Origin of the sequence: Stieleria sedimenti (genome assembly GCF_025060895.1) — a bacterium.
Taxonomy (GTDB): Bacteria; Planctomycetota; Planctomycetia; order Pirellulales; family Pirellulaceae; genus Stieleria; species Stieleria sedimenti.
Window position 1 is genome coordinate 39,966 of the sequence record NZ_JANZKV010000087.1, and the last position, 19,546, is coordinate 59,511.

The following is a 19,546-nucleotide window of genomic DNA, read 5'->3' on the forward strand; positions in this document are numbered from 1 at the left end:
CAGGTGGTTTTGCCCCAACCTCCTGGACGCGTTTTTTTTGCGCTGACGGCAGGGTCTGGCCAATTTCCCCATCAAACGCCGGGCGGTTGAAGCGATTTGATGTACCACGTCACCTTGGCGCTGCTCTGGTGAGCGACCAGGGCGTCGAACAACGCGGTCGCGGCATCACGCCGAAGCGGGTTGAGGTCGGTGACGTTTTCGTAGGGAATTTGATCGACTTCCTTTTTGTGGACCAGAACGAGGTGGAAGCCGAGCGGGCTGCGGACGGGCTTTGACACCGCAGCGGTTTTGGTTTGGCCAATGGCGTCCATGACCGCTGCCGGCAGGTCGCCGGGCTTGGACACCCATCCCAATCCGCCGCCCTGTTTGGCCGTCGCGCCTTCGCTCTCGCTGATCGCCAGTTCTGCGAATCGTTTCGCTAGAATCTCCGGCGAGCCAGATTCGGATTGGAGCTGTGAAGCGATCGTCTGGATCCGTTGTTCGGCGATGGCTTCGGCATCCGGGATCTCTTTGTCCACCTCGATGAACAGATGCGAAACGTTCCAGCGAGCGGACGAATAGTTTTCCGAATGAAGTTCGTAGAAGCGTTTTAAGTTGGCGTCGGTCATCTTGCTCTTCAAATAACGGCGCCATGCCGAATCCCAGTCACGTGCGTTTCGAACGGACCGTTCGTCAGTTTGCCGTTGGGTGCAATACTCGTCGAGATTCGATCGTTTGCGGCGAAGGTCATCCAAAAACTCTTCCCAATCGCGGTCCAACAAGGCTTGCAGATTGGCACCGCCCTGCTGGCGGAGTGACTTCATGGCCAGATGCTGACGCACCAGTAACGCGGATGAGGCTCGCTGGACGTCCAGGCTCACCTGCGAAAGGTCGTTCGCTTTCAGTTTCGAGGAGAGTAAGAAATGCAGTTCGCCGAGGAAAACGGGCTCGCCGTCAATCGAAGCGATCGGATCGGTGGGACGTAACGCAGGTGGTTCACCGAGCAGCGTGGTTGGCAGCACGAACAGCGAAGTTGGCAGGACGAGCAACGCGATCAGGACGCCATGAATCCACCGCGCGGTGTGTGGCTGACGGACGACTGATGTGGGCGAAGGCTGGAGGCAGGCGATCATGGCAGCATGATGTCGTGCAAGACGAAGTCGACTTCGTTGCGGACAACGGATGTCGGGGATTCATAAACGAGTTTGGCACCCTCGAGTTTGTCGATCTCGAACAGATAGCCCATGCCGACACCGCTTTCGGTTTGTCGGTACAGTTCGTACCCCAGGTTTTCCACCCGATTCCCTTCGGCGTCGCGGACATACACGGGGTTCTGAAAGATCCATTGGCGGTGACTTTCCAGGGCTCGGTCGGCGTCTTGGAGTTCGACCGAGAATCGAATCTCGTAAAGGGCTCCGTTACGCTGCACGCGTTCGAGCTCGACCGTCATGGCGTCGACGGTTTGGTTGTTGCCGACCTCGGTCAGCGGCAATTCGAACGAGTGACGTTTGCCGGGCAACAGAGATTGGATGGTTCCGCGAAGCGATTCGATCCGGGTCGGGCTTTCGGTGGGAAGTTCCAGTGGCAGATAGAATTCGCTGAATGCCAATTCGCTGTTGGCGGCGATGTCGATGGTATTTTCGGTCGTTTGTGGTTTCAGCGATTGGCCGTCATCAAGTTTGCCGGATAGTTGTGCGACGGGGATGGTCAACCCGATCGGCGTCAGTCCCGGTTGCCAGGTGATTTCCATGGACAGGTTCAATCCGCTTTGCCCGGGTTGGTTGAAGACGCGGCGGGCGCTGACAGCCGTCGGCTCGATGCGATACACACCGCTGTAGGCCGCCGAATCGACCCGCGATTGCCGGGTCTCCTGACGCGGAACGAGTTGCAGGGTTTCGCGGTCGCCGCCGTAGTGGTTGATGTCCAAATTGGTTTGGTCCAACACTAGATCGACGGCATGCCAGAACGAGAGCGGTGCGTTGGACGATTGAATGGGCAGCGACTCGTCGGCGGAGTGTTCGAATTCGATTTCGCTTTCACGGCTGATCACTTCCAATGCCTCGCCAAGCGTCGTGGCATCGCCCAAGCGGATTCGAATCGCCTTGGACTGTGTTTCCGCTTTCAACGTCATCAGTGCGGCTTTGACGCGTGAGAGTCGTTCGCTCGCTTCGATCGAAAACTCGGGGCGCGATTCGGGCAGATACGGCAACGCATCGGCACCGGCCTCGATCAACGCTTTTTCGGCGGCACTTCGATCACTCGCCTTGCGGGCGTCCAACTGATCGACCCATTCCAGCACGTCGGTCTTGGAAACCGGTGGCGTGTCGTCGCGGGGTTTGGCCTGTTGGCCGACGGCGTTCGGTCCGGCAATCAAACCGATTAGGAACGCTGCGATCAGCAGGGTTGTGCCGCGGCGACGGGGCGTCGTCCGCAGAATCGTTTCGACCGTTCGATTCATCTCGTCTCCACAAATGCATCCGATCACGAATGAACAAGTTTTTGAGCTAGGTTTGGATTGCACCATGTTACCAGAGCTTCCCGCGAGGTTACGCCGACCCGGTGAATTCGGCAACGAAAACGGTTGGATTTGCCGTTTTTGAACACCGGTTGGCGACCTCCGGAACCGGCGGGACGCTTGTCATCACCTGCCCCACACCCGCTTGAGTCACGCAACCAAGATGAATCAAACCATCACGCGCCGTGAAGTCTCCTCCTTGTCCTTCCTTTCGCCCCCCTCGGCAATTCATTCGCGAAGCTCGGCAATTCGTTCGCGAAGCTCGGTGAAACGGTTCGTCTCCCTGACGCTTGTGCAGGTGCTGATTGCCGGCGGGATGTTGTCGGCCGGCCGATGCGGGGCCGCGGCACCGGCGTTGATCGAATTCACAATGGGCAGCAATTCGCTGCTCGGGATCCCGATCATGGACTTCCCATCGGAGCTGATCGTGTTGGCCCGCGACGGGCAGTTGCACACGTTGACGGGCAAAGCGAAAGAAAACATACGCACGTTGGAGGCGTCGTATCAGCCTGCGACGACGATGGAGATGAAGGTTGATCTTCAAAAGGAATTCGGCCGCGACTTTGAAGTCATCAGTACGCAGCATTTTCTGGTGGTCCAGCCGCGGGGGCGCGGTGAACGTTGGCCGCAGCTGTTCGAGCGCTCGCACCGTGCCTTCGTCGCCTACATGTCGCGACGCGGCGTTCAGATCCGCCGGGGACGATTTCCGATGGTGGCCGTCGTGATGCCCGATTCGGCGGCCATGTATGCCGAATTGCAGCGGATGAACGTGGACGTCAAACGTGTCGCCGGCATTTATGCCCGAGAGAGCAACCGCGTGATCACGCACGACGGCGGGCATTTGCGATTCATCGCCGATACCGTCCGGCACGAGGCCGCCCACCAGTCCGCCTACAACTACAACGTGCACAGCCGAGTCGTGATCACGCCCCGCTGGGTGACCGAAGGCGTCGGGCAGATGTTTGAACCCGAAGCGATGGTGCGGGGCCAGTCCGGGCTGCACACCCGAGACCGTGTCAATCAATCCAGTCTGGAGCAACTCAGAACCCGCTATGACGGCGGTCGTTCACCGGAGTTTGCCGATGCGGTCCGCGATCTGGTCGGGGCCAACGAGATGTTCAACAACCCCGCGACGACCGCTGACGCCTATGCCGTTGCCTGGGCGATGATGTTCTATTTGGCTGAGCGTGAACCGGAACGATTTACGGCGGTGCTTTCGGGAACCGCATCCCGGGGGACCTACCAGCCGTACGACCGATTCGCCCGTCTGAATGACTTTGAGCGTTGGGTGGGAACGGACATCGATCAATTTGCGAAAAAAGTGTCCTGGTTTCTCAAGTCACTTTAGCCAGGATGTTTCAAAACAATGGCCGAGGGCGTAAACTAGCGGGTTAGGTCGCAGTCCGCGTCCGCCCTGAAACCGCCCGCCTGGGACTCTGCACTGATGATGACGCCGCGATATCTGGTCCCTTTCGACACGCGTCACGCGGTCCACAGGTTCACGGATGTCTTGATCATCGGCGGCGGGCTTGCCGGACTACGCGCGGCCAACGCCGTCGATTCTCACCTGCGGGTCTTGGTGGTCACCAAAGATGTACTGCGAGAATCCAACAGCACCTACGCCCAGGGCGGGATCGCCGGTGTGCTGGATCCCGAAGATCGCTTTGAAAATCATATCCGCGACACCCTGGTCGCCGGTGCAAACCTGTGCGACGTCGACGTCGTCAACATGGTCATCCGCGAGGGGCCGGGACGGATCGAAGAGCTGGTCCGCTGGGGCACGCAATTCGATCTGGAAGAAGGCGTGTTGGAACTCGGTCGCGAGGGCGGTCATTCTCATGAACGCATCGTTCACGCCCAAGGAGACGCGACCGGCGCGGAGATCATGCGCGCGGTGATCCAGCGGACGCGGTCCCTGAAAAACGTCCGCATCCTGGAAAATACCTTCACCATCGACTTGCTCACGCACGGCGGACAATGCCGCGGCGCGATTGTTTCCCAAGACGGCGGGCCACCGATGATGGTCTGGGCCAAGGAAACCATCTTGTGCACCGGTGGTGCCGGACAGATTTTTCGCGAATCGACCAACCCCGCCGTGGCGACCGCCGATGGTTCGTCGTTGGCCTATCGCGCCGGCGTTCAACTGAGCGACATGGAATTCATGCAGTTCCACCCCACGGTGTTGTACATCGCCGGTTCCTCGCGGTCGTTGATCACCGAAGCGATCCGCGGCGAAGGCGCCCATCTGGTGGATTCCGACGGGCACCGATTCATGCCGGACTATGACGAGCGGGCGGAGTTGGCGCCCCGAGACATCGTCAGCCAATCGATCATTCGGCAAATGCAGGCGACGTCACATCCCTGTGTTTACTTGGACCTTTCCCATCTCGATGCCAAGCATGTCGTGGCGCGGTTTCCGGGGATCGCCGAACTCTGTGCCAAGTTCGGACTGGATCTCGCCAGCGATCGCATTCCGGTTCGGCCGGGGGCGCACTACATGCTCGGCGGTGTGACGGTCGATCGCCAGGGACGCACCAGTCTGCCGGGGCTCTGGGCAGCCGGTGAAGTGACCAGCAGCGGCTTGCACGGCGCGAATCGACTGGCCAGCAACAGTCTGCTCGAAGGGCTGGTCTATGGAGCGGCCGCCGGCGGCGCCGCGTCTCGGTCGGCCAGCGAAGGAGATCATGAAATGCGGGCGATGCAGATTCGTCAGTCCGCGACGTTGCCCACCGAGTCGTTCGACATCGATGATGTTCGCATCTCGCTGAAGAGTTTGATGGGGCGATTGGTCGGAGTCGAACGCGATGCCGAAGGTTTGCAAAAAGCCGCTGACACGATCCGTTCCTACGCCGCGTACGCGATGAATCATCAATTCGAAGATGAAGCCGGCTGGGAATTGCAAAACCTGTTGACCACCGCCGCAATCATGGTCTCGTCGGCCATGGTGCGAACCGAATCGCGGGGCGTTCATTTTCGAAGCGACCACCCCGCGCAGAACGATGAACAATGGCGCCGCCATCTGACCGTCCAGATCAACGTCGACGGCGGTTACCCCCAACGCGGCGCCTTGCTCGAGCCGGAGCCGGTGACGAACAGTCGCTGAAGGTGGGTAGGAAGATTTTGGGGTAGGAAGATTGGCGAATTCGAAGGGATGGTGCATTGCATCATTTTCTTACCCTCGAAATCTTCTTACCTGTTATTCGCAACGGCTAAGCAAGCGAGGGGGGCGAACGCGTACGCGAATCAGCTGAAGTCAGTTGTGTTTTCTTTCCTGCCCATCCGCTGCGTTTTCGGCGAGGGGCGATCACAGAATCGATTCGGCAGAGATCGAGCGATGATTGGATTCGCGATGTTGCGCGAGCGAGGCAGGCCTCCGGGACCGGTGTAAGACTCTGCTCTGGACCGAGTAATAGACTGTGGTAACTGATTCCACATACGTACTCGTTTCCATAGGCAACACCAACTGATGTCCCATTCGCCGAACTTGATGCAACCGTTTGACCTGCGCGGCCTGTCGCTGGCCAATCGCGTGGTGCTCGCACCGATGACCCGAGCCCGGTCGGGCGGCGACCGTGTCCCCAACGCTTTGATGGCCGAATACTATCGGCAGCGCGCCAGCGCGGGGCTGGTGATCACCGAAGCGACGGTGGTTTCGCAGCAGGGCATTGGATGGGTGGATTCGCCGGGAATCTACACCGATGAAATGACCGAAGGCTGGCGATCGGTAACGGAGAGCGTGCATGACGCGGGCGGTAAGATTTTCATGCAACTGTGGCACTGTGGCCGCGCCTCGCACAGTAGCTTCCACGAGGGCGAGCCGCCGGTGGCACCTTCGGCCATCAAGATCGACGGCGATACCATCCACACGCCGCGGGGGAAAGAACCCTACGAGGTCCCGCGGGCGTTGACGACCGAAGAGATTCCCGGCATCGTTGCCGACTATCGCGCCGCCGCGGAACGGGCCGAACAAGCGGGATTTGATGGCGTCGAAGTGCACTCGGCCAACGGTTATCTACTCGATACGTTCCTGCAATCCAAGACAAATCATCGTGACGATCCGTACGGTGGCAGCATCGAGAATCGGTATCGGATTCTCGGTGAAGTCGTCGACGCGGTTTCCGAAGTAGTTGGCTCGCAACGTGTCGGCGTCCGCTTGTCGCCCAACGGGGCGTTCAATGATATGGGTTCGCCGGACTATCGTCAGCAGTTCACGTTCGTCGCCCAACGTCTTGATCGGTTGGATCTGGCCTACCTGCACGTCATGGACGGGTTGGCATTCGGGTTCCATGAGCTCGGCGACCCGATGACGCTGGCCGAGTTCCGCAACGTGTTTCGTGGACCGCTGATGGGAAACTGCGGGTACACCCGAGTGACCGCCGAGCAAGCGATTGCATCGGGCGCCGCAGACCTGATCTCGTTCGGTCGGCCGTACCTCAGCAACCCGGACTTGGTGCGCCGCTTTGATGAAGGATTGGAGTTGGCTCCCGAGGCGGACATGGGCGATTGGTACCAGCCCAACGGCAAGAAAGGTTACACCGATTTTCCGTCCTATCAGACGGTTTGATCAGTTCTCGCTGACGCAACGGCGAAGGCTTACAGCGTCATCGTGACCGTGGTCGGGCCGCCGGGGGCGGATTCGACCGACACGGTTTTTCCAACCAGTCGGGCACGCCCTTTCATGGAGCGAATTCCGAACCGGTTCGGATCGATGGCGGCCGGGTCGAAGCCGGTTCCGTCGTCGACGATCACCAACCGATCGGGTTGGCAGTGGATCGAAATCGTTTTTGCGTTGCCGTGCCGGGTGGCGTTCCTCAACGCTTCGATCAAAACGCGATAGGCGGTGGTCGCCTGATCGCGGTTCCAGTTCGAATCGCAGACCGGGCTCGCCGGGTCGACGTCCCAATCGACTTGGCAATCCGAGCCACCGATTCGGTTGGCGGTGTCTTTCGCCGCAGCCAACCAGGACAACTGATCCAGTTCGGGCGGATAGATCTGAGTCAGCAGATTTCGCGCCAGGCTCAAGGCTTGCTGGAGCCACTCGTCGGATTTGGCGATGCGATCCAAAAGTGGCGCCAGCTCGCCGGCCGGACCATCGGCTGAACGCAACGCGGCCTGCAGATTTGCCGATGCGGCAAACATCAACGGGATCAACAGGTCATGCACGTCATGACCGATCTGCGAGCGTTCCAGATCGATGATTTGGGCGGCGGTCAGTTCGGAGGATGGCGATTGAGGATCTTCCGCGTCACCGTTTCCCGTCACGCCGGAGGGGCTCAACCGAACCAACCTTTCTTTTCAAAGCTGGCGATCGCCTTGTCTTCGCTGCCCTGAATGTCAAACAGTTTGTTCAACTTCGTGATTTTAAAGACTTCCAAGACGTTGGGCGAGACTTCACAGAACTTCAGTGCAACGCCCTGGGCTTTGCATCCTTTGTTCAACATCACCAACTTGGTGATCATCGCCGACGACATGAACGAGACGCCACGAAAGTTCAGCAACAACTTTTTGTGGATTGCCTGGGGAACGGCGTCTTGCAGCTCACGGCCGACTTGCTCGATCCGTTGGCTGTCGAGAATCTTGCTGTCCATGAATCCGACAACCAAGATTTCGCCGTTATTTTCCGTTGTGGTGGCGGACATTGCGAGTGGTTCTGAGAGGGGAGTGACAAGCGGAAGCGGGATGGGCTGTCGCGAAAACTCGCCCCATCCAGCCGCTGTAGATTAGCAGCGTTGGGCGCCGGTCGCAATTCTCCGGCCGCCAAACGGGATCGGAGAGGCCAAAATTAGTGGGCGGACTTTCGGAACACACCCGTGGCGTTGACCATCACGGTGTTGACGGCTGGGTTGTATTGCGCCATTCCGGTGACGTAAACGATGTCTCCCTTCTCTAAGGCCAGCATTTGGCGGGCATCGCCTTCCAAAATGCCGCCCTCGGGCCCCTTGAACTGGACGATCGCCCGCGGGGCGTTTTCCAGCTTGCGCTTGCAAAATGGGCAATTGTCGGCGTGCTCGGGATCACCTTCACCGTGTCCTTCGTCGGGCAGCTGGGAGATCATGAACGCCAATTGTTCCGGCTGGAACGGATCGGCCGCACCGGCGTCGATCCGGCCGCCCAAGACGACGGAGATCTCGTCCGTCCCGGCTTCTTTGATTGCCGTCGGCGTCACGATTTCGCCTTCAGGCATCTCGGTCAAGACGAGCGATCCGTCTTGCATGGCTGTCGGCCCGAGGCTGGCCGGTGACGCGTTTTCGAAGCTCGTCTCGGAGCTGTCACCACAGCCGACGAGTGTCCAACAGGTTAGCAGCAGCGCGGCGCTGTAGAGGAATCTGGACATCATTTCGCGTCCTTTTTCAGCGTTTCAATTGCTTCATCGATCGACTTGCTGACGTCGTCGTATTTCTTGCCCTTCGCTTTGCTCTCTTCGCTGCCATGCAGACCTTGATCGACCGCGGTGAAATCGTCCAACAGCGATTCGACAGCCGCCGCCGCCGCCGTTTTCTGTGCGGAGTCGTCCATGGTTTGGATGAAGTTCTCGGTCGCGATCAGGACTTCGCCGATGTGGTGCAGTGGATCGTGAGCGGCATCGGCGTCGCCGGCGGCAAATCCGTCGCGGATCGTATCGCGCAGTGATTCGATCTCTTTGATCGCTTCGGACAGCGACTGAAAATCGTGGTTGTGCTCTTCCGCATGGGCGTCGTCATGGTCGTGCCCTTCGTGGTCGTCATGGTCGTGATCGCCGTGCTCGTCATGGTCATGGCCGTCGTGGTCATGTTCGCCATCGTCATGGCTGTGGTCGTGATCCGAATCGGACGCCTCCGTCACCGTCGTGGTCGATTTGTCTTGGCACCCCGGCAGGGCTGCAAAGCAAAACGCGGCGAGAAATCCAAGGGTAAGCGAGAACGATTTGGACGTCATCGAATTGGTATCCAGAGAGTGTAGTGGGGGGAAAGGCCGGCGACGGTGCTACGCCCGCGGTCAGGAGGCCAATAGATTATCACGTTCTACGTCGATTTGGCCAATCGGTTCGCCGGGCGGGATAAGTCGGGGGGGCAAAACGATGGGTGTGAGTTGCGTCGGTGACGCTGTGTGTAACGTCCGGCATGCACAGCATGCCCTACGCAGTAACGTCCGGCATGCACAGCATGCCGGACGCAGATCCTCCGTCTCGCCTATTTGCGGCTATTTCGCCGGCGGTCGGATTCTTTGAGCAGGACCTTACGCAAACGGATGCTTTCCGGGGTGACTTCGACCAACTCGTCGTCTTCGATGTATTCCAGCGCCGCTTCCAGCGACATGTCGCGTGGCGGTTTCAGGATGACGTTTTCGTCGCTTCCCGACGCCCGCATGTTGGTCAGTTTTTTCTCGCGACAGGGGTTCACGTTCATGTCGTTGTCGCGTGCGTTTTCGCCCACGATCATGCCTTCGTACGTTTCCACGCCGGGGCCGACGAACAGGTCACTGCGGTCCTGCAGGGCGAACAGAGCAAACGGCATCGTTTTCCCGGAAACCATCGAGATCAAAACGCCGTTGGCGCGGCGGGGGACTTCGGGTTCGACCGGGCGATAGCTATCGAATCGGTGGTGAATCTGTGCGGTGCCACGCGTCGCATTGAGCAGCCGGGTTCGCAATCCGATCAGCCCGCGGGAGGGGATCGTGAATCGGAGCAAGCTGTAATCGCCGCGTTGTTTCATTTCCTCCAACGTCCCACGGCGCAGCCCGACCAGTTCCATCACCGGGCCCATCGCCTCGGTGGGCACTTCGACCCGCAGCGATTCGAACGGTTCGTGGGGTTTTCCTTCGATCTCGCGATTGATGACGCGTGGTTTCCCGACACTCAGTTCGAATCCTTCACGCCGCATTGTTTCGATCAAGATGGCCAAATGGAGCACGCCACGCCCCTTGACCGCATAGGACTCGGTCCCGGGGATCAATTCGACGCGGAGGGCGACGTTGCGTTCGAGTTCTTTTTCCAGACGTGCCTTGATCTGCCGCGTGGTGACGTATTTGCCCTCCCGGCCCGCCATCGGAGACGAATTGACGGCGAACACCATTTCGAGGGTGGGTTCGTCGACGGCCGGCCGATCGAACGGGTTATTGGCGTCGACTGCGGAAACCGTGTCGCCGATTTCGACGTTGTCAAAGCCTTCGATCGCCACGATATCACCCGCACTGGCAACTTCGGTTTTCGCCCGGCCCAGATTGTTGAACACGTACAGCCCCGCAATCTTCTGTTTGACCGGCCCTCCTTTCTGGTGCAGGTCAATCGTCTGGCCGGCGCGAATCTGGCCCGATTGGATCCTTCCAACGGCGATTCTTCCGACGTACTCACTCCAATCCAGCGTCGTGACCAGCATCCGTAGCGGGGCTTCGGCGTCGATTTCCGGCCCCGGCAAATGATCGACCAACAGATCCAGCAGCGGCCGCATGTCATTGTTGGGCTGGTCAGGATCGGTGGTCGCGAATCCCTCTCTGGCGCTGGCGTAGACGTAGGCGACCGAATCGAGTTGGTGCTCACCACCGAGGTCGGCCAACAATTCGAGTGCCTCGTCGAGCGCCTCGTGCGATCGCGCATCGGGGCGGTCGATCTTGTTGACCACGATGATCGGCTTGACCCCCGCCGCCAGTGCTTTTTCCAAGACATATCGCGTCTGCGGCATCGGGCCTTCGGCTGCGTCGACCAAAACCAGGCAGCCGTCGGCCATCGTCATCACGCGTTCGACTTCACCGCCAAAATCGGCGTGCCCCGGCGTGTCGATCAGATTGATCTTCACGTCGCGGTAGGGAATCGCGATGTTCTTGGAAAGAATCGTGATCCCACGTTCTCGCTCCAAGTCGTTCGAATCCAGGATGCAGTCGCCCTTGAGTTCCGCGTCGCGGAACTGACCGCTTTGCCGCAGCAAGCAATCAACCAGCGTGGTCTTTCCGTGGTCAACGTGGGCGATGATGACAACGTTTCGAATATCGGTGCGGCGATCAGCCAAAGTGGAGTTGGTCACAAAAAACGCTTGCAGGGTAGTGGAGAGGCTTCGAAGGGACTCAGCGGGCCGTTGACGCGGCACCGAGGTGGGGAGGGGGTGCCGTGTCGTTTCGCAACGAAAATCGGTAAGAAATGAGGATTCGCGCCAACCGTTTGAGTCACAGAAACGAAAAGGAAGTTTCCTCGTCGGATAGATAGTGAATACGCTTGGGCGATTTCTCGCTAGACCTTTCCTGCCGTGCGGGTGACAGCTTCGCTAGCCGCCCGCACAGGCGTTCCGTTGGCCCTAAGGGTTTTGCGAGCCTCCGTCTCTGGTCTGCCGATCGGTGTACCGTTGCGAGTTATTGTCAGCTATGTAATATTCCCTGGCCAAGGAACTTGCCGTTTTCGTTTGCCCACCGACGTGGGCATTTGCTCGCTGCTCGCTTGTGAAAAAAATCACAAAGTGCCCCGTGTCTGCTTGATCCTCCGACGCCGGGTTGCGTCCCCGCGTTTGTTTTCGTTCCCGCGTTCAGTCCCGCGTTCAACCGTTTTTCGAAGCCTATGATCACGATCAAAGAAGGATTGGATCTTCCGATCCTCGGCACGCCCGCTCAGCACATCGAAGTCGCCAAGCCGGTCACGCGAGTGGCGTTGGTCGGGGACGATTACATCGGCATGAAGCCCACGATGTTGGTGGCCCCGGGCGACAAGGTGAAATTGGGTCAGCCGTTGTTTACCGACAAGAAAACCGAAGGCGTGACGTACACCTCGCCGGCGGCGGGAACGGTTGCGGACGTGATTCGCGGTGAAAAGCGAAAGTTTGAGGCTGTGGTCATCGACGTCGATCCTTCGCCGGGCGAATCGGACAGCGTCAGCTTTGACGTCGGCGACGTCAACGCGATGGATGCGGCGGCCTTGACGGAGTTGCTGGTCACCAGCGGGCTGTGGACGGCGTTGCGGACGCGACCGTTTGGCAAGGTCCCCGCCCCGGGCACGAAACCGAGTTCGATTTTCGTCCAGGCGATCGACACCAACCCGCTCGCGGCCTGCCCGGCCACGGCGATGGCCGACCGTAAGGATCAATTCATTCTGGGGCTCACTGCGATCACGAAGCTGACCGACGGCACGGTCCACGTCTGCAAGGCTCCCGGGTCGGCGATCCCCGGCGGCGCGGTCGATGGCGTCACGGTCACCGAATTCGGCGGTCCCCATCCGGCCGGCTTGGTCGGAACCCATATCCACGAACTCGATCCGGTCGGTCCGACCAAGAAGGTGTGGTACTTGGGTTATCAAGACGTGATGGCGATCGGTGCCCTGCTGACGACTGGCAAGTTGGATGTGCGACGGGTGATTTCGCTCGCCGGCCCTGTGATCGGCAAACCGCGTCTGTTGGAAACCCGCATCGGGGCCGACATCAGCCAGTTGGTCGACGGCGAGTACGATGCCGAGATGAAAGTCCGCCAGATTTCCGGGTCGGTACTTTGCGGCCGCACCGCCAATCCTCCGCACAACTTTCTGGGACGCTATCACACGCAGATTTCGGTGATTCAAGAAGGCGACGAGCGAGAGTTTCTCGGCTGGCAAAAACCGGGCTTTGACAAGTTCAGCACGACGCGGGTGTTCGCTTCGACGATGTTGCCGAACCAGAAGTTTGCCTTCACGACCAGCACCGGCGGCAGCGAGCGTGCGATGGTTCCCTTGGGGACTTACGAGAAAGTGATGCCGCTGGATATCTTGCCGACGCAATTGCTCCGCGCGTTGATCGTCCGCGACACCGACCAGGCGCAACAATTGGGCGCTCTGGAGCTGGAAGAAGAAGACTTGGCGTTATGCACCTTCGTCTGTCCCGGAAAATATGAATATGGCTCGTTGCTTCGCGAGAACTTGACCACGATCGAGCGCGAAGGCTGATCCGAACCGTTCACAGACACCTAGCGGACGCGGCGGGGAGCTGCCGAGCCGTTCCATTTACTCAGAAAAAACCGTTATTGGGCAAGACTGACCAATGAAAGCACTCCGCGCTGCTCTGGACAAAGTCCATCCGCTGTTTGACAAGGGCGGACCGCTGCAGATCGCGTATCCGGTGTACGAATCGATTGACACGTTTCTGTACACGCCGGGCGAAATCACTCACGGGCAAACGCACGTGCGTGACAATATCGATCTGAAGCGAATGATGATCACCGTTGTGATGGCTCTCGTGCCAGCGACGCTGTTTGGAATGTGGAACGTCGGCTACCAGGCGAACACCACCATCCAGCGTGTCGCAGAGGCTGGTGAGAAGTACGTTGGTGATTGGCATTACACGATTCACAACGCCATGGGTTTCACCAATGACCCGGGCAGCATTGCCGATTGCATGGTACTCGGGGCGATCTTTTTCATCCCGATCTACTTCGTTTGCATGTTCGTCGGCGGTCACATCGAAATGGTCTTCAGTGTCCTTCGCGGGCACGAGATCAACGAAGGCTTCCTCGTCACGGGGTTGCTCTTTCCGCTCACCCTGCCGGCCTCGATTCCCCTCTGGCAAGTGGCCGTCGGGATCGCGTTCGGCGTAATCGTTGCCAAGGAGGTGTTCGGGGGAACCGGACGAAACTTCTTGAACGTGGCCCTGACCAGCCGAGCGTTCCTGTACTTTGCGCACGCCGGCCAGATCAGCGGTGACAAAGTTTGGACGGCGGTCGACGGTTTCAGCGGCGCGACCGCCCTGGGGCAGATGGCCGTTGCGACGCCCGATCCGGGCGGCGAAACCAACGCCGCCCTGGCCTCGCTTGAATCGGTCAATTATTCACTCGGTGCGGCCGATCCGGTGACCTGGACGGAGCCGATCACCTGGACCAGTGCGTTCCTGGGAACGGTTCAGGGATGTGTGGGCGAAACGAGTGTGTTGATGTGCTTGATCGGTGCGGCGATTCTGATCGGGACCGGGATCGGCTCCTGGAAGATCATGGCCGGTGTGCTGGGCGGTGTTGCCGCGACGTCGTTGCTGCTCAACGGTGTCACCACGGGCAGCAACCCGATGATGAGCGTTCCCTTCTACTGGCACTTTGTCGTCGGTGGTCTGGCGTTTGGTCTGGTGTTCATGGCCACGGACCCTGTCAGTGCTTCGATGACGGAGAAGGGCAAGTGGATCTACGGCGGGCTGATCGGTTTCATGACTGTTTTGATTCGATGCATTAACCCGGCGTTCCCCGAAGGCATCATGTTGGCCATTTTGTTCGGCAACGTGTTCGCGCCGCTGATCGATTACTTCGTTGTTTCCGCAAACGTTCGCCGGAGGATGGCACGCTATGTCACAACGTGATTCAACTGTTAACACCCTGCTCACGGCGACCATCCTGTGCGTCGTCTGCTCGCTGGTCGTCAGCGTTGCCGCTGTCGGACTCAAGGGCAAGCAGGAAGAAAATAAGATGCTCGACCGCCAGAAGAACATTCTGGATGCTGCGGGACTGTCGATCGGCGAATTCGGCAAACCGGCCAGTGAGCTTTCCAAGGCGCAAATCGAAGAGCTGTACGCCTGGGTCAGCGAAGAATTGGTCGACTTGGAAACCGGCGAGATCGTCGAGGGCATGGATCCGGCCGACTACGACCCGCGTGAAGCGGCCGACAAGGTCGACGCGAGCATCGAGATCGGCGAAGTGCCGTACGATCCGGGTGTCGGTCGTCGCGAAAAAGTGGCCAAAGTCTACTTCGTCACCAAGCCCGGAACCGATGGCTTTCAGCAAGTCGTGTTGCCGGTTTACGGCAAGGGCCTGTGGTCGACGCTTTACGGATACCTGGCACTCAAGGGCGACCTGGAAACGATCCAAGGGTTGACGTTTTACGAACACGCCGAGACACCCGGATTGGGTGGCGAAGTCGACAACCCGGCGTGGAAAGCGCAGTGGGAAGACCAGAAACTGTATGACGAAAACGGTGAGCCCGCTGCCGTGGTCTACAAAGGCTCCGCTCCTCCAGGAAACCCTTACGCGGTCGATGGATTGTCCGGAGCAACCATTACCAGCCGGGGCGTGACGAACCTGTTGCGTTACTGGGCCAGCGAGGATGGATACGGACCATTCTTGTCACAACTGAAGAACGGCAAGTCGAAGACATCGGGGTCCTGAGAGATGGCTGAAAAAACTGCAAAATCTGTGATCGTCGATCCACTGGTCGACAACAACCCGATCGCCTTGCAGATCCTCGGGATCTGTAGCGCGTTGGCGGTGACGACCAAGATGGAAACATCGATCGTGATGGCCGTTGCCGTGATCGCCGTGACGGCGTTCAGCAACCTGGCCGTCAGTGCGATCCGCTCCTACATCCCCAGCAGCATCCGGATCATCGTTCAGATGACCGTGATCGCGTCGCTGGTGATCGTCGTCGACCAATTCCTGAAAGCTTACTTCTTCGACATCAGCAAGCAGCTTTCGGTGTTCGTCGGTTTGATCATCACCAACTGTATCGTGATGGGTCGCGCCGAAGGCTTTGCGATGAAGAACGGCCCCTGGCTGAGCTTCTGGGACGGGATCGGCAACGGACTCGGCTACGGCCTGGTGTTGTTGTTCGTCGCGTTCTTCCGCGAACTGTTCGGCAGCGGAACCTTGATGGGCTATGTCATCCTGCCGCTGGACCGCAACGGCGGTTGGTACAACCCCAACAACTTGATGCTGTTGCCACCGAGTGCGTTTTTCTTGATCGGCTTCCTGATTTGGTTGATCCGAGCATACAAACCGGAACAAATCGAAGAGTCCTGAGGATAGAACCATGTCAGAAATCATAGAAACCCATCTCAGCATCTTGCTGAAAGCCGTCTTCGTCGAAAACCTCGCGTTGGCATTTTTCCTCGGGATGTGCACGTTCCTTGCGATCAGCAAGAACGTCAAAACGGCCATCGGGCTGGGCATCGCCGTGATTGTGATCGAAGCGATCACGGTGCCGGCCAACCAGTTCATTTACGCCTGGTTCCTCAAGAAAGGGGCTTTGACGTGGGCGGAGGGATTGCTTCCCGTTTCGCCCGGTTACTTCGCGACCGTCGACCTGACCTTCCTCGGGTTTATCAGCTACATCGGCGTGATCGCCGCCATGGTTCAGATCCTGGAAATGTTCTTGGACAAGTTTTTCCCCGCGCTTTACAACACGCTGGGGATCTTCCTTCCGCTGATCACGGTGAACTGTGCCATCCTGGGTGCGTCGCTGTTCATGCAAGAACGTAACTACTCGTTCGCCGAGTCGTGCACCTACGGCTTGGGCTGCGGGATCGGTTGGGCGCTCGCCATCGCGGCGCTTGCCGGCATTCGGGAAAAGATGAAATACAGTGATGTCCCCCCGCCGCTTCGCGGTTTAGGAATCACGTTCATCACGGTCGGGCTGATGGCGCTCGCATTCATGTCGTTTAGCGGAATCCAGCTGTAACGCGGCTGTTGTACGTTCAGCGAAAGCAACTTTGACCAGACGATACTCAGAAACCTCAAATCAAATCGATCCGATATGGGCACCGTAATCCTTGGCATCGCAATGTTCACCCTGGTCGTGGTGGCGTTGGTGGTCTTGATCCTAGGCGCGAAAGCGCAACTTGTTGCGTCAGGCCCCGTGAAGATCATGATCAATGACCAAAAAGAGATCGAGGTTCCCGCCGGCGGAAAGCTGTTGGGTGCCCTTGCCGATGCCGGCGTGTTCGTCTCCAGCGCCTGCGGCGGCGGCGGAACCTGTGCCCAGTGTAAGGTCAAGGTTCACGAAGGCGGCGGCGAAATTCTGGCCACCGAAAAAGACCACATCACGAAGAAAGCCGCTCGCGAAGGCGAACGCCTCTCTTGCCAAGTGGCCGTCAAGCAGGACATGAACGTCGAGGTTCCCGCCGAAGCGTTCGACACCAAGAAATGGGATTGCACAGTCCGTAGCAACCACAACGTGGCCACCTTCATCAAAGAGTTCGTGCTGGAACTGCCCGAAGGCGAGGACGTCAATTTCAAGGCCGGTGGTTACATCCAAATTGAATGTCCACCCCACGTGGCGAACTATAAAGACTTCGACATCGAAGAAGAGTACCACGAAGACTGGGACAAGTACGACATCTGGCGATTCGTATCGAAGGTCGATGAACCCGTGATCCGGGCGTATTCGATGGCGAACTATCCGGGCGAAAAAGGCATCATCATGCTGAACGTCCGCGTCGCCACCCCGCCGCCGAGGAACCCCGAACTGCCGCCGGGAAAAATGAGCAGCTGGATCTTCAGCCTCAAACCGGGTGACAAGGCCACCATCAGTGGTCCCTACGGAGAATTCTTCATCAAGGACAGCGACGCCGAGATGGTCTACATCGGCGGTGGTGCCGGAATGGCCCCACTGCGGAGTCATATCTTTGAATTGTTCAAACGGCAAAAGACGAACCGAAAGGTCAGCTACTGGTACGGCGGCCGAAGTCTGCGTGAACTGTTCTACATCGATCACTTCCGCGACATCGAAAAGGACTTCCCAAATTTCCAGTTCAACATCGCACTGTCCGATCCGTTGCCCGAAGACAATTGGGACGGCTACCAAGGCTTCATTCACCAGGTGTTGCTGGACAACTACCTGAGCAAGCACCCGGCGCCCGAAGACATCGAGTACTACATCTGTGGCCCGCCGATGATGAACCAGGCCGTGTTCCGCATGTTGGACGATTTGGGTGTCGAACCGGAAAACATCGCCTACGATGACTTCGGCGGCTGATCTTGATTGAGACGATGGAGTCGGCACGGTCCATTCCCCAACGATCGATAACAACCATGATGATCCAACAAACGCGACGAGCATTGCTGCTGGTCGCGTTTCTTTCGTTTCCCCTGGCAGAATTCAATACCACTCCGGCGGGCGCCCAGAACGAATCGGCTCCGCGAACGATTCGCGAGTACCGCGGCAAGACGATGGGCACGTCGTACATGGTCAAAGTCGCCGGTGCGGAGGGGGTGGACGACCAGACGCTGCGGTTCGCCATCGATGCCGAACTGCGACGTGTCAACGACCAAATGTCGACCTATTTGAAGTCGTCGGAGATCAGCAAATTCAATCGCTCGACCAGCACCGAGTGGTTTGATGTGAGCGTCGAATTCGCCGGTGTCGTCGCAGAAGCTCAATCGATCGCCGAGAAAACGGACGGCGCGTTTGACATCACGGTCGCGCCGCTGGTCAACGCGTGGAATTTTGGTCCCACGGAACGTTCGTCGGCGGTTCCCGACCCGGACACGATTTCAAAACTGATGGCGACGGTCGGCTACAAGAATCTGGAAGTTCGAACCGCTCCGCCGAGTCTGCGGAAACGGATCCCCGAATTGCAGATTGATCTCTCGTCGATCGCCAAGGGGCACGGTGTCGATCGAGTGGTCGACAAGTTGGCTGAGCTCGGAGCGGGGGATGTGTTTGTCGAAATCGGTGGCGAGGTGCGGACCAGCGGCGACAAGCCCGGCGGCGCCTGGAAGGTCGGTATCCAATTGCCCGATGCCGCCAAGGACACCGTGATGATCGCCCATCCGATGTTGCAGAACGAACCGGCTGGTAACGCGATGGCGACGTCGGGAGATTACCGCAACGTGTATGTCGTCGACGGCAAACGGTATTCGCACACCATCGATCCGCGGACCGGTTCACCCGTGGAACACGATCTCGCATCGGTGACCGTGATCGCCAAAAGCTGCATGCAGGCCGATGGCTGGGCGACCGCCCTGAATGTGCTGGGACCGGAGCCTGCCTTGGCGATCGCAACGCAAAACAACCTTCATGCATTGCTCGTCTCGCGCAGCGGGGCGAAGGAGTATCAAATGGTGGGCACCGGAATTTTGGCACAGTACGCCCAGGCGACGCCCGATACGGCGGAAACCACCAGTTGGTTGGCGGCACTGGTACCGATCGCCATCCTGACCTTCGGCGTGTTTTCGATTTTACTGTTCGCGATGGCGATCGGAGTCGTTTTCGGTCGGCGATCGATCAGCGGTTCCTGCGGCGGATTGGCGAACAAAACGAACGAAGACGGCAGCACCAGTTGCTCCCTGTGCAGCAATCCCTCCGACGCCTGCAAGGAACTGCGAGAAAAGATGGACTCCAGTCAATCGGATTCCAAACAGTCGGCGAGGTAGAGA

The 19,546-nt window shown here is 58.8% G+C and carries 17 protein-coding genes; 10 read left to right on the forward strand and 7 right to left on the reverse strand.

Annotated features, from left to right (window positions below; genetic code table 11):
- Positions 1-71: 71 nt before the first annotated feature.
- A complete protein-coding gene (locus NZK35_RS12715) occupies positions 72-1,112 on the reverse strand; it encodes a peptidylprolyl isomerase (protein ID WP_259632913.1) in 1,041 nt (346 codons plus the stop codon).
- Positions 1,109-2,437, reverse strand: a complete 1,329-nt coding sequence (locus NZK35_RS12720; protein ID WP_259632914.1) for a hypothetical protein — start codon at positions 2,435-2,437, stop codon at positions 1,109-1,111. Before NZK35_RS12720 ends, NZK35_RS12715 begins: the two co-directional genes overlap by 4 nt.
- 220 nt (positions 2,438-2,657) lie before the next feature.
- Here NZK35_RS12720 and NZK35_RS12725 point away from each other — a divergent pair, with 220 nt between their 5' ends.
- From NZK35_RS12725 to NZK35_RS12735, 3 genes are all read left to right on the forward strand, one after another.
- A complete protein-coding gene (locus NZK35_RS12725; protein ID WP_259632915.1) occupies positions 2,658-3,842 on the forward strand; it encodes a DUF1570 domain-containing protein in 1,185 nt (394 codons plus the stop codon).
- Between the two features lie 96 nt (positions 3,843-3,938).
- A complete protein-coding gene (gene nadB / locus NZK35_RS12730; protein WP_259632916.1) occupies positions 3,939-5,597 on the forward strand; it encodes an L-aspartate oxidase in 1,659 nt (552 codons plus the stop codon).
- A gap of 363 nt (positions 5,598-5,960) precedes the next feature.
- Entirely contained in the window at positions 5,961-7,058 is a 1,098-nt protein-coding gene (locus NZK35_RS12735) for an alkene reductase (RefSeq protein WP_259632917.1), read from the forward strand.
- A gap of 29 nt (positions 7,059-7,087) precedes the next feature.
- Here NZK35_RS12735 and NZK35_RS12740 read toward each other — a convergent pair whose 3' ends face one another.
- From NZK35_RS12740 to typA, 5 genes are all read right to left on the reverse strand, one after another.
- Positions 7,088-7,771, reverse strand: a complete 684-nt coding sequence (locus NZK35_RS12740; RefSeq protein WP_259632918.1) for a sensor histidine kinase — start codon at positions 7,769-7,771, stop codon at positions 7,088-7,090.
- Positions 7,768-8,133, reverse strand: coding sequence for an STAS domain-containing protein (locus NZK35_RS12745; RefSeq protein WP_095742109.1), 366 nt, complete (start codon positions 8,131-8,133; stop codon positions 7,768-7,770). The genes NZK35_RS12740 and NZK35_RS12745 overlap by 4 nt, the downstream gene beginning before the upstream one ends.
- 143 nt (positions 8,134-8,276) lie before the next feature.
- Positions 8,277-8,831 (reverse strand): hypothetical protein, encoded by a 555-nt coding sequence (locus NZK35_RS12750; RefSeq protein WP_259632919.1) that lies wholly within the window; start codon positions 8,829-8,831, stop codon positions 8,277-8,279.
- Positions 8,828-9,409, reverse strand: a complete 582-nt coding sequence (locus tag NZK35_RS12755; protein ID WP_259632920.1) for a hypothetical protein — start codon at positions 9,407-9,409, stop codon at positions 8,828-8,830. Before NZK35_RS12755 ends, NZK35_RS12750 begins: the two co-directional genes overlap by 4 nt.
- A 254-nt stretch (positions 9,410-9,663) precedes the next feature.
- Positions 9,664-11,490 carry a translational GTPase TypA gene (typA, locus tag NZK35_RS12760; RefSeq protein WP_259632921.1) on the reverse strand — a complete coding sequence of 609 codons (1,827 nt, stop codon included), beginning with the start codon at positions 11,488-11,490 and terminating at the stop codon, positions 9,664-9,666.
- Positions 11,491-12,014: 524 nt separating this feature from the next.
- Here typA and NZK35_RS12765 point away from each other — a divergent pair.
- The 7 genes from NZK35_RS12765 (at position 12,015) to NZK35_RS12795 (ending at position 19,543) form a co-directional block, all read left to right on the forward strand.
- On the forward strand, positions 12,015-13,364 hold the full coding sequence (locus tag NZK35_RS12765) for a Na(+)-translocating NADH-quinone reductase subunit A (RefSeq protein ID WP_259632922.1): 1,350 nt from the start codon (positions 12,015-12,017) through the stop codon (positions 13,362-13,364).
- 94 nt (positions 13,365-13,458) lie between these two features.
- A complete protein-coding gene (locus NZK35_RS12770) occupies positions 13,459-14,757 on the forward strand; it encodes an NADH:ubiquinone reductase (Na(+)-transporting) subunit B (protein ID WP_259632923.1) in 1,299 nt (432 codons plus the stop codon).
- Positions 14,744-15,559: a Na(+)-translocating NADH-quinone reductase subunit C gene (locus tag NZK35_RS12775; protein WP_259632924.1), complete on the forward strand. Its 816-nt coding sequence runs from the start codon at positions 14,744-14,746 to the stop codon at positions 15,557-15,559. Before NZK35_RS12770 ends, NZK35_RS12775 begins: the two co-directional genes overlap by 14 nt.
- A 3-nt stretch (positions 15,560-15,562) precedes the next feature.
- A complete protein-coding gene (locus tag NZK35_RS12780; protein WP_259632925.1) occupies positions 15,563-16,189 on the forward strand; it encodes an NADH:ubiquinone reductase (Na(+)-transporting) subunit D in 627 nt (208 codons plus the stop codon).
- A 19-nt stretch (positions 16,190-16,208) separates the two neighbouring features.
- Positions 16,209-16,847 (forward strand): NADH:ubiquinone reductase (Na(+)-transporting) subunit E, encoded by a 639-nt coding sequence (gene nqrE / locus NZK35_RS12785; protein WP_197456193.1) that lies wholly within the window; start codon positions 16,209-16,211, stop codon positions 16,845-16,847.
- A 75-nt stretch (positions 16,848-16,922) separates the two neighbouring features.
- The gene (nqrF, locus tag NZK35_RS12790) at positions 16,923-18,143 is read left to right on the forward strand and encodes an NADH:ubiquinone reductase (Na(+)-transporting) subunit F (protein WP_259632926.1); all 1,221 of its coding nucleotides are present in this window, start codon (positions 16,923-16,925) and stop codon (positions 18,141-18,143) included.
- 56 nt (positions 18,144-18,199) lie between these two features.
- Complete coding sequence (locus NZK35_RS12795) at positions 18,200-19,543, forward strand: FAD:protein FMN transferase (protein WP_259632927.1); 1,344 nt, start codon at positions 18,200-18,202, stop codon at positions 19,541-19,543.
- Positions 19,544-19,546 lie beyond the last annotated feature (3 nt).

Coding starts and splice junctions, on each gene's coding strand:
- NZK35_RS12715 (WP_259632913.1), bottom strand. CDS start 1,112: ATGATCGCCTGCCTCCAGCCTTCGCCCACATCAGTCGTCCGTCAGCCA.
- NZK35_RS12720 (WP_259632914.1), bottom strand. CDS start 2,437: ATGAATCGAACGGTCGAAACGATTCTGCGGACGACGCCCCGTCGCCGC.
- NZK35_RS12725 (WP_259632915.1), top strand. CDS start 2,658: ATGAATCAAACCATCACGCGCCGTGAAGTCTCCTCCTTGTCCTTCCTT.
- nadB (WP_259632916.1), top strand. CDS start 3,939: ATGATGACGCCGCGATATCTGGTCCCTTTCGACACGCGTCACGCGGTC.
- NZK35_RS12735 (WP_259632917.1), top strand. CDS start 5,961: ATGTCCCATTCGCCGAACTTGATGCAACCGTTTGACCTGCGCGGCCTG.
- NZK35_RS12745 (WP_095742109.1), bottom strand. CDS start 8,133: ATGTCCGCCACCACAACGGAAAATAACGGCGAAATCTTGGTTGTCGGA.
- NZK35_RS12750 (WP_259632919.1), bottom strand. CDS start 8,831: ATGATGTCCAGATTCCTCTACAGCGCCGCGCTGCTGCTAACCTGTTGG.
- NZK35_RS12755 (WP_259632920.1), bottom strand. CDS start 9,409: ATGACGTCCAAATCGTTCTCGCTTACCCTTGGATTTCTCGCCGCGTTT.
- NZK35_RS12765 (WP_259632922.1), top strand. CDS start 12,015: ATGATCACGATCAAAGAAGGATTGGATCTTCCGATCCTCGGCACGCCC.
- NZK35_RS12770 (WP_259632923.1), top strand. CDS start 13,459: ATGAAAGCACTCCGCGCTGCTCTGGACAAAGTCCATCCGCTGTTTGAC.
- NZK35_RS12775 (WP_259632924.1), top strand. CDS start 14,744: ATGTCACAACGTGATTCAACTGTTAACACCCTGCTCACGGCGACCATC.
- NZK35_RS12780 (WP_259632925.1), top strand. CDS start 15,563: ATGGCTGAAAAAACTGCAAAATCTGTGATCGTCGATCCACTGGTCGAC.
- nqrF (WP_259632926.1), top strand. CDS start 16,923: ATGGGCACCGTAATCCTTGGCATCGCAATGTTCACCCTGGTCGTGGTG.
- NZK35_RS12795 (WP_259632927.1), top strand. CDS start 18,200: ATGATGATCCAACAAACGCGACGAGCATTGCTGCTGGTCGCGTTTCTT.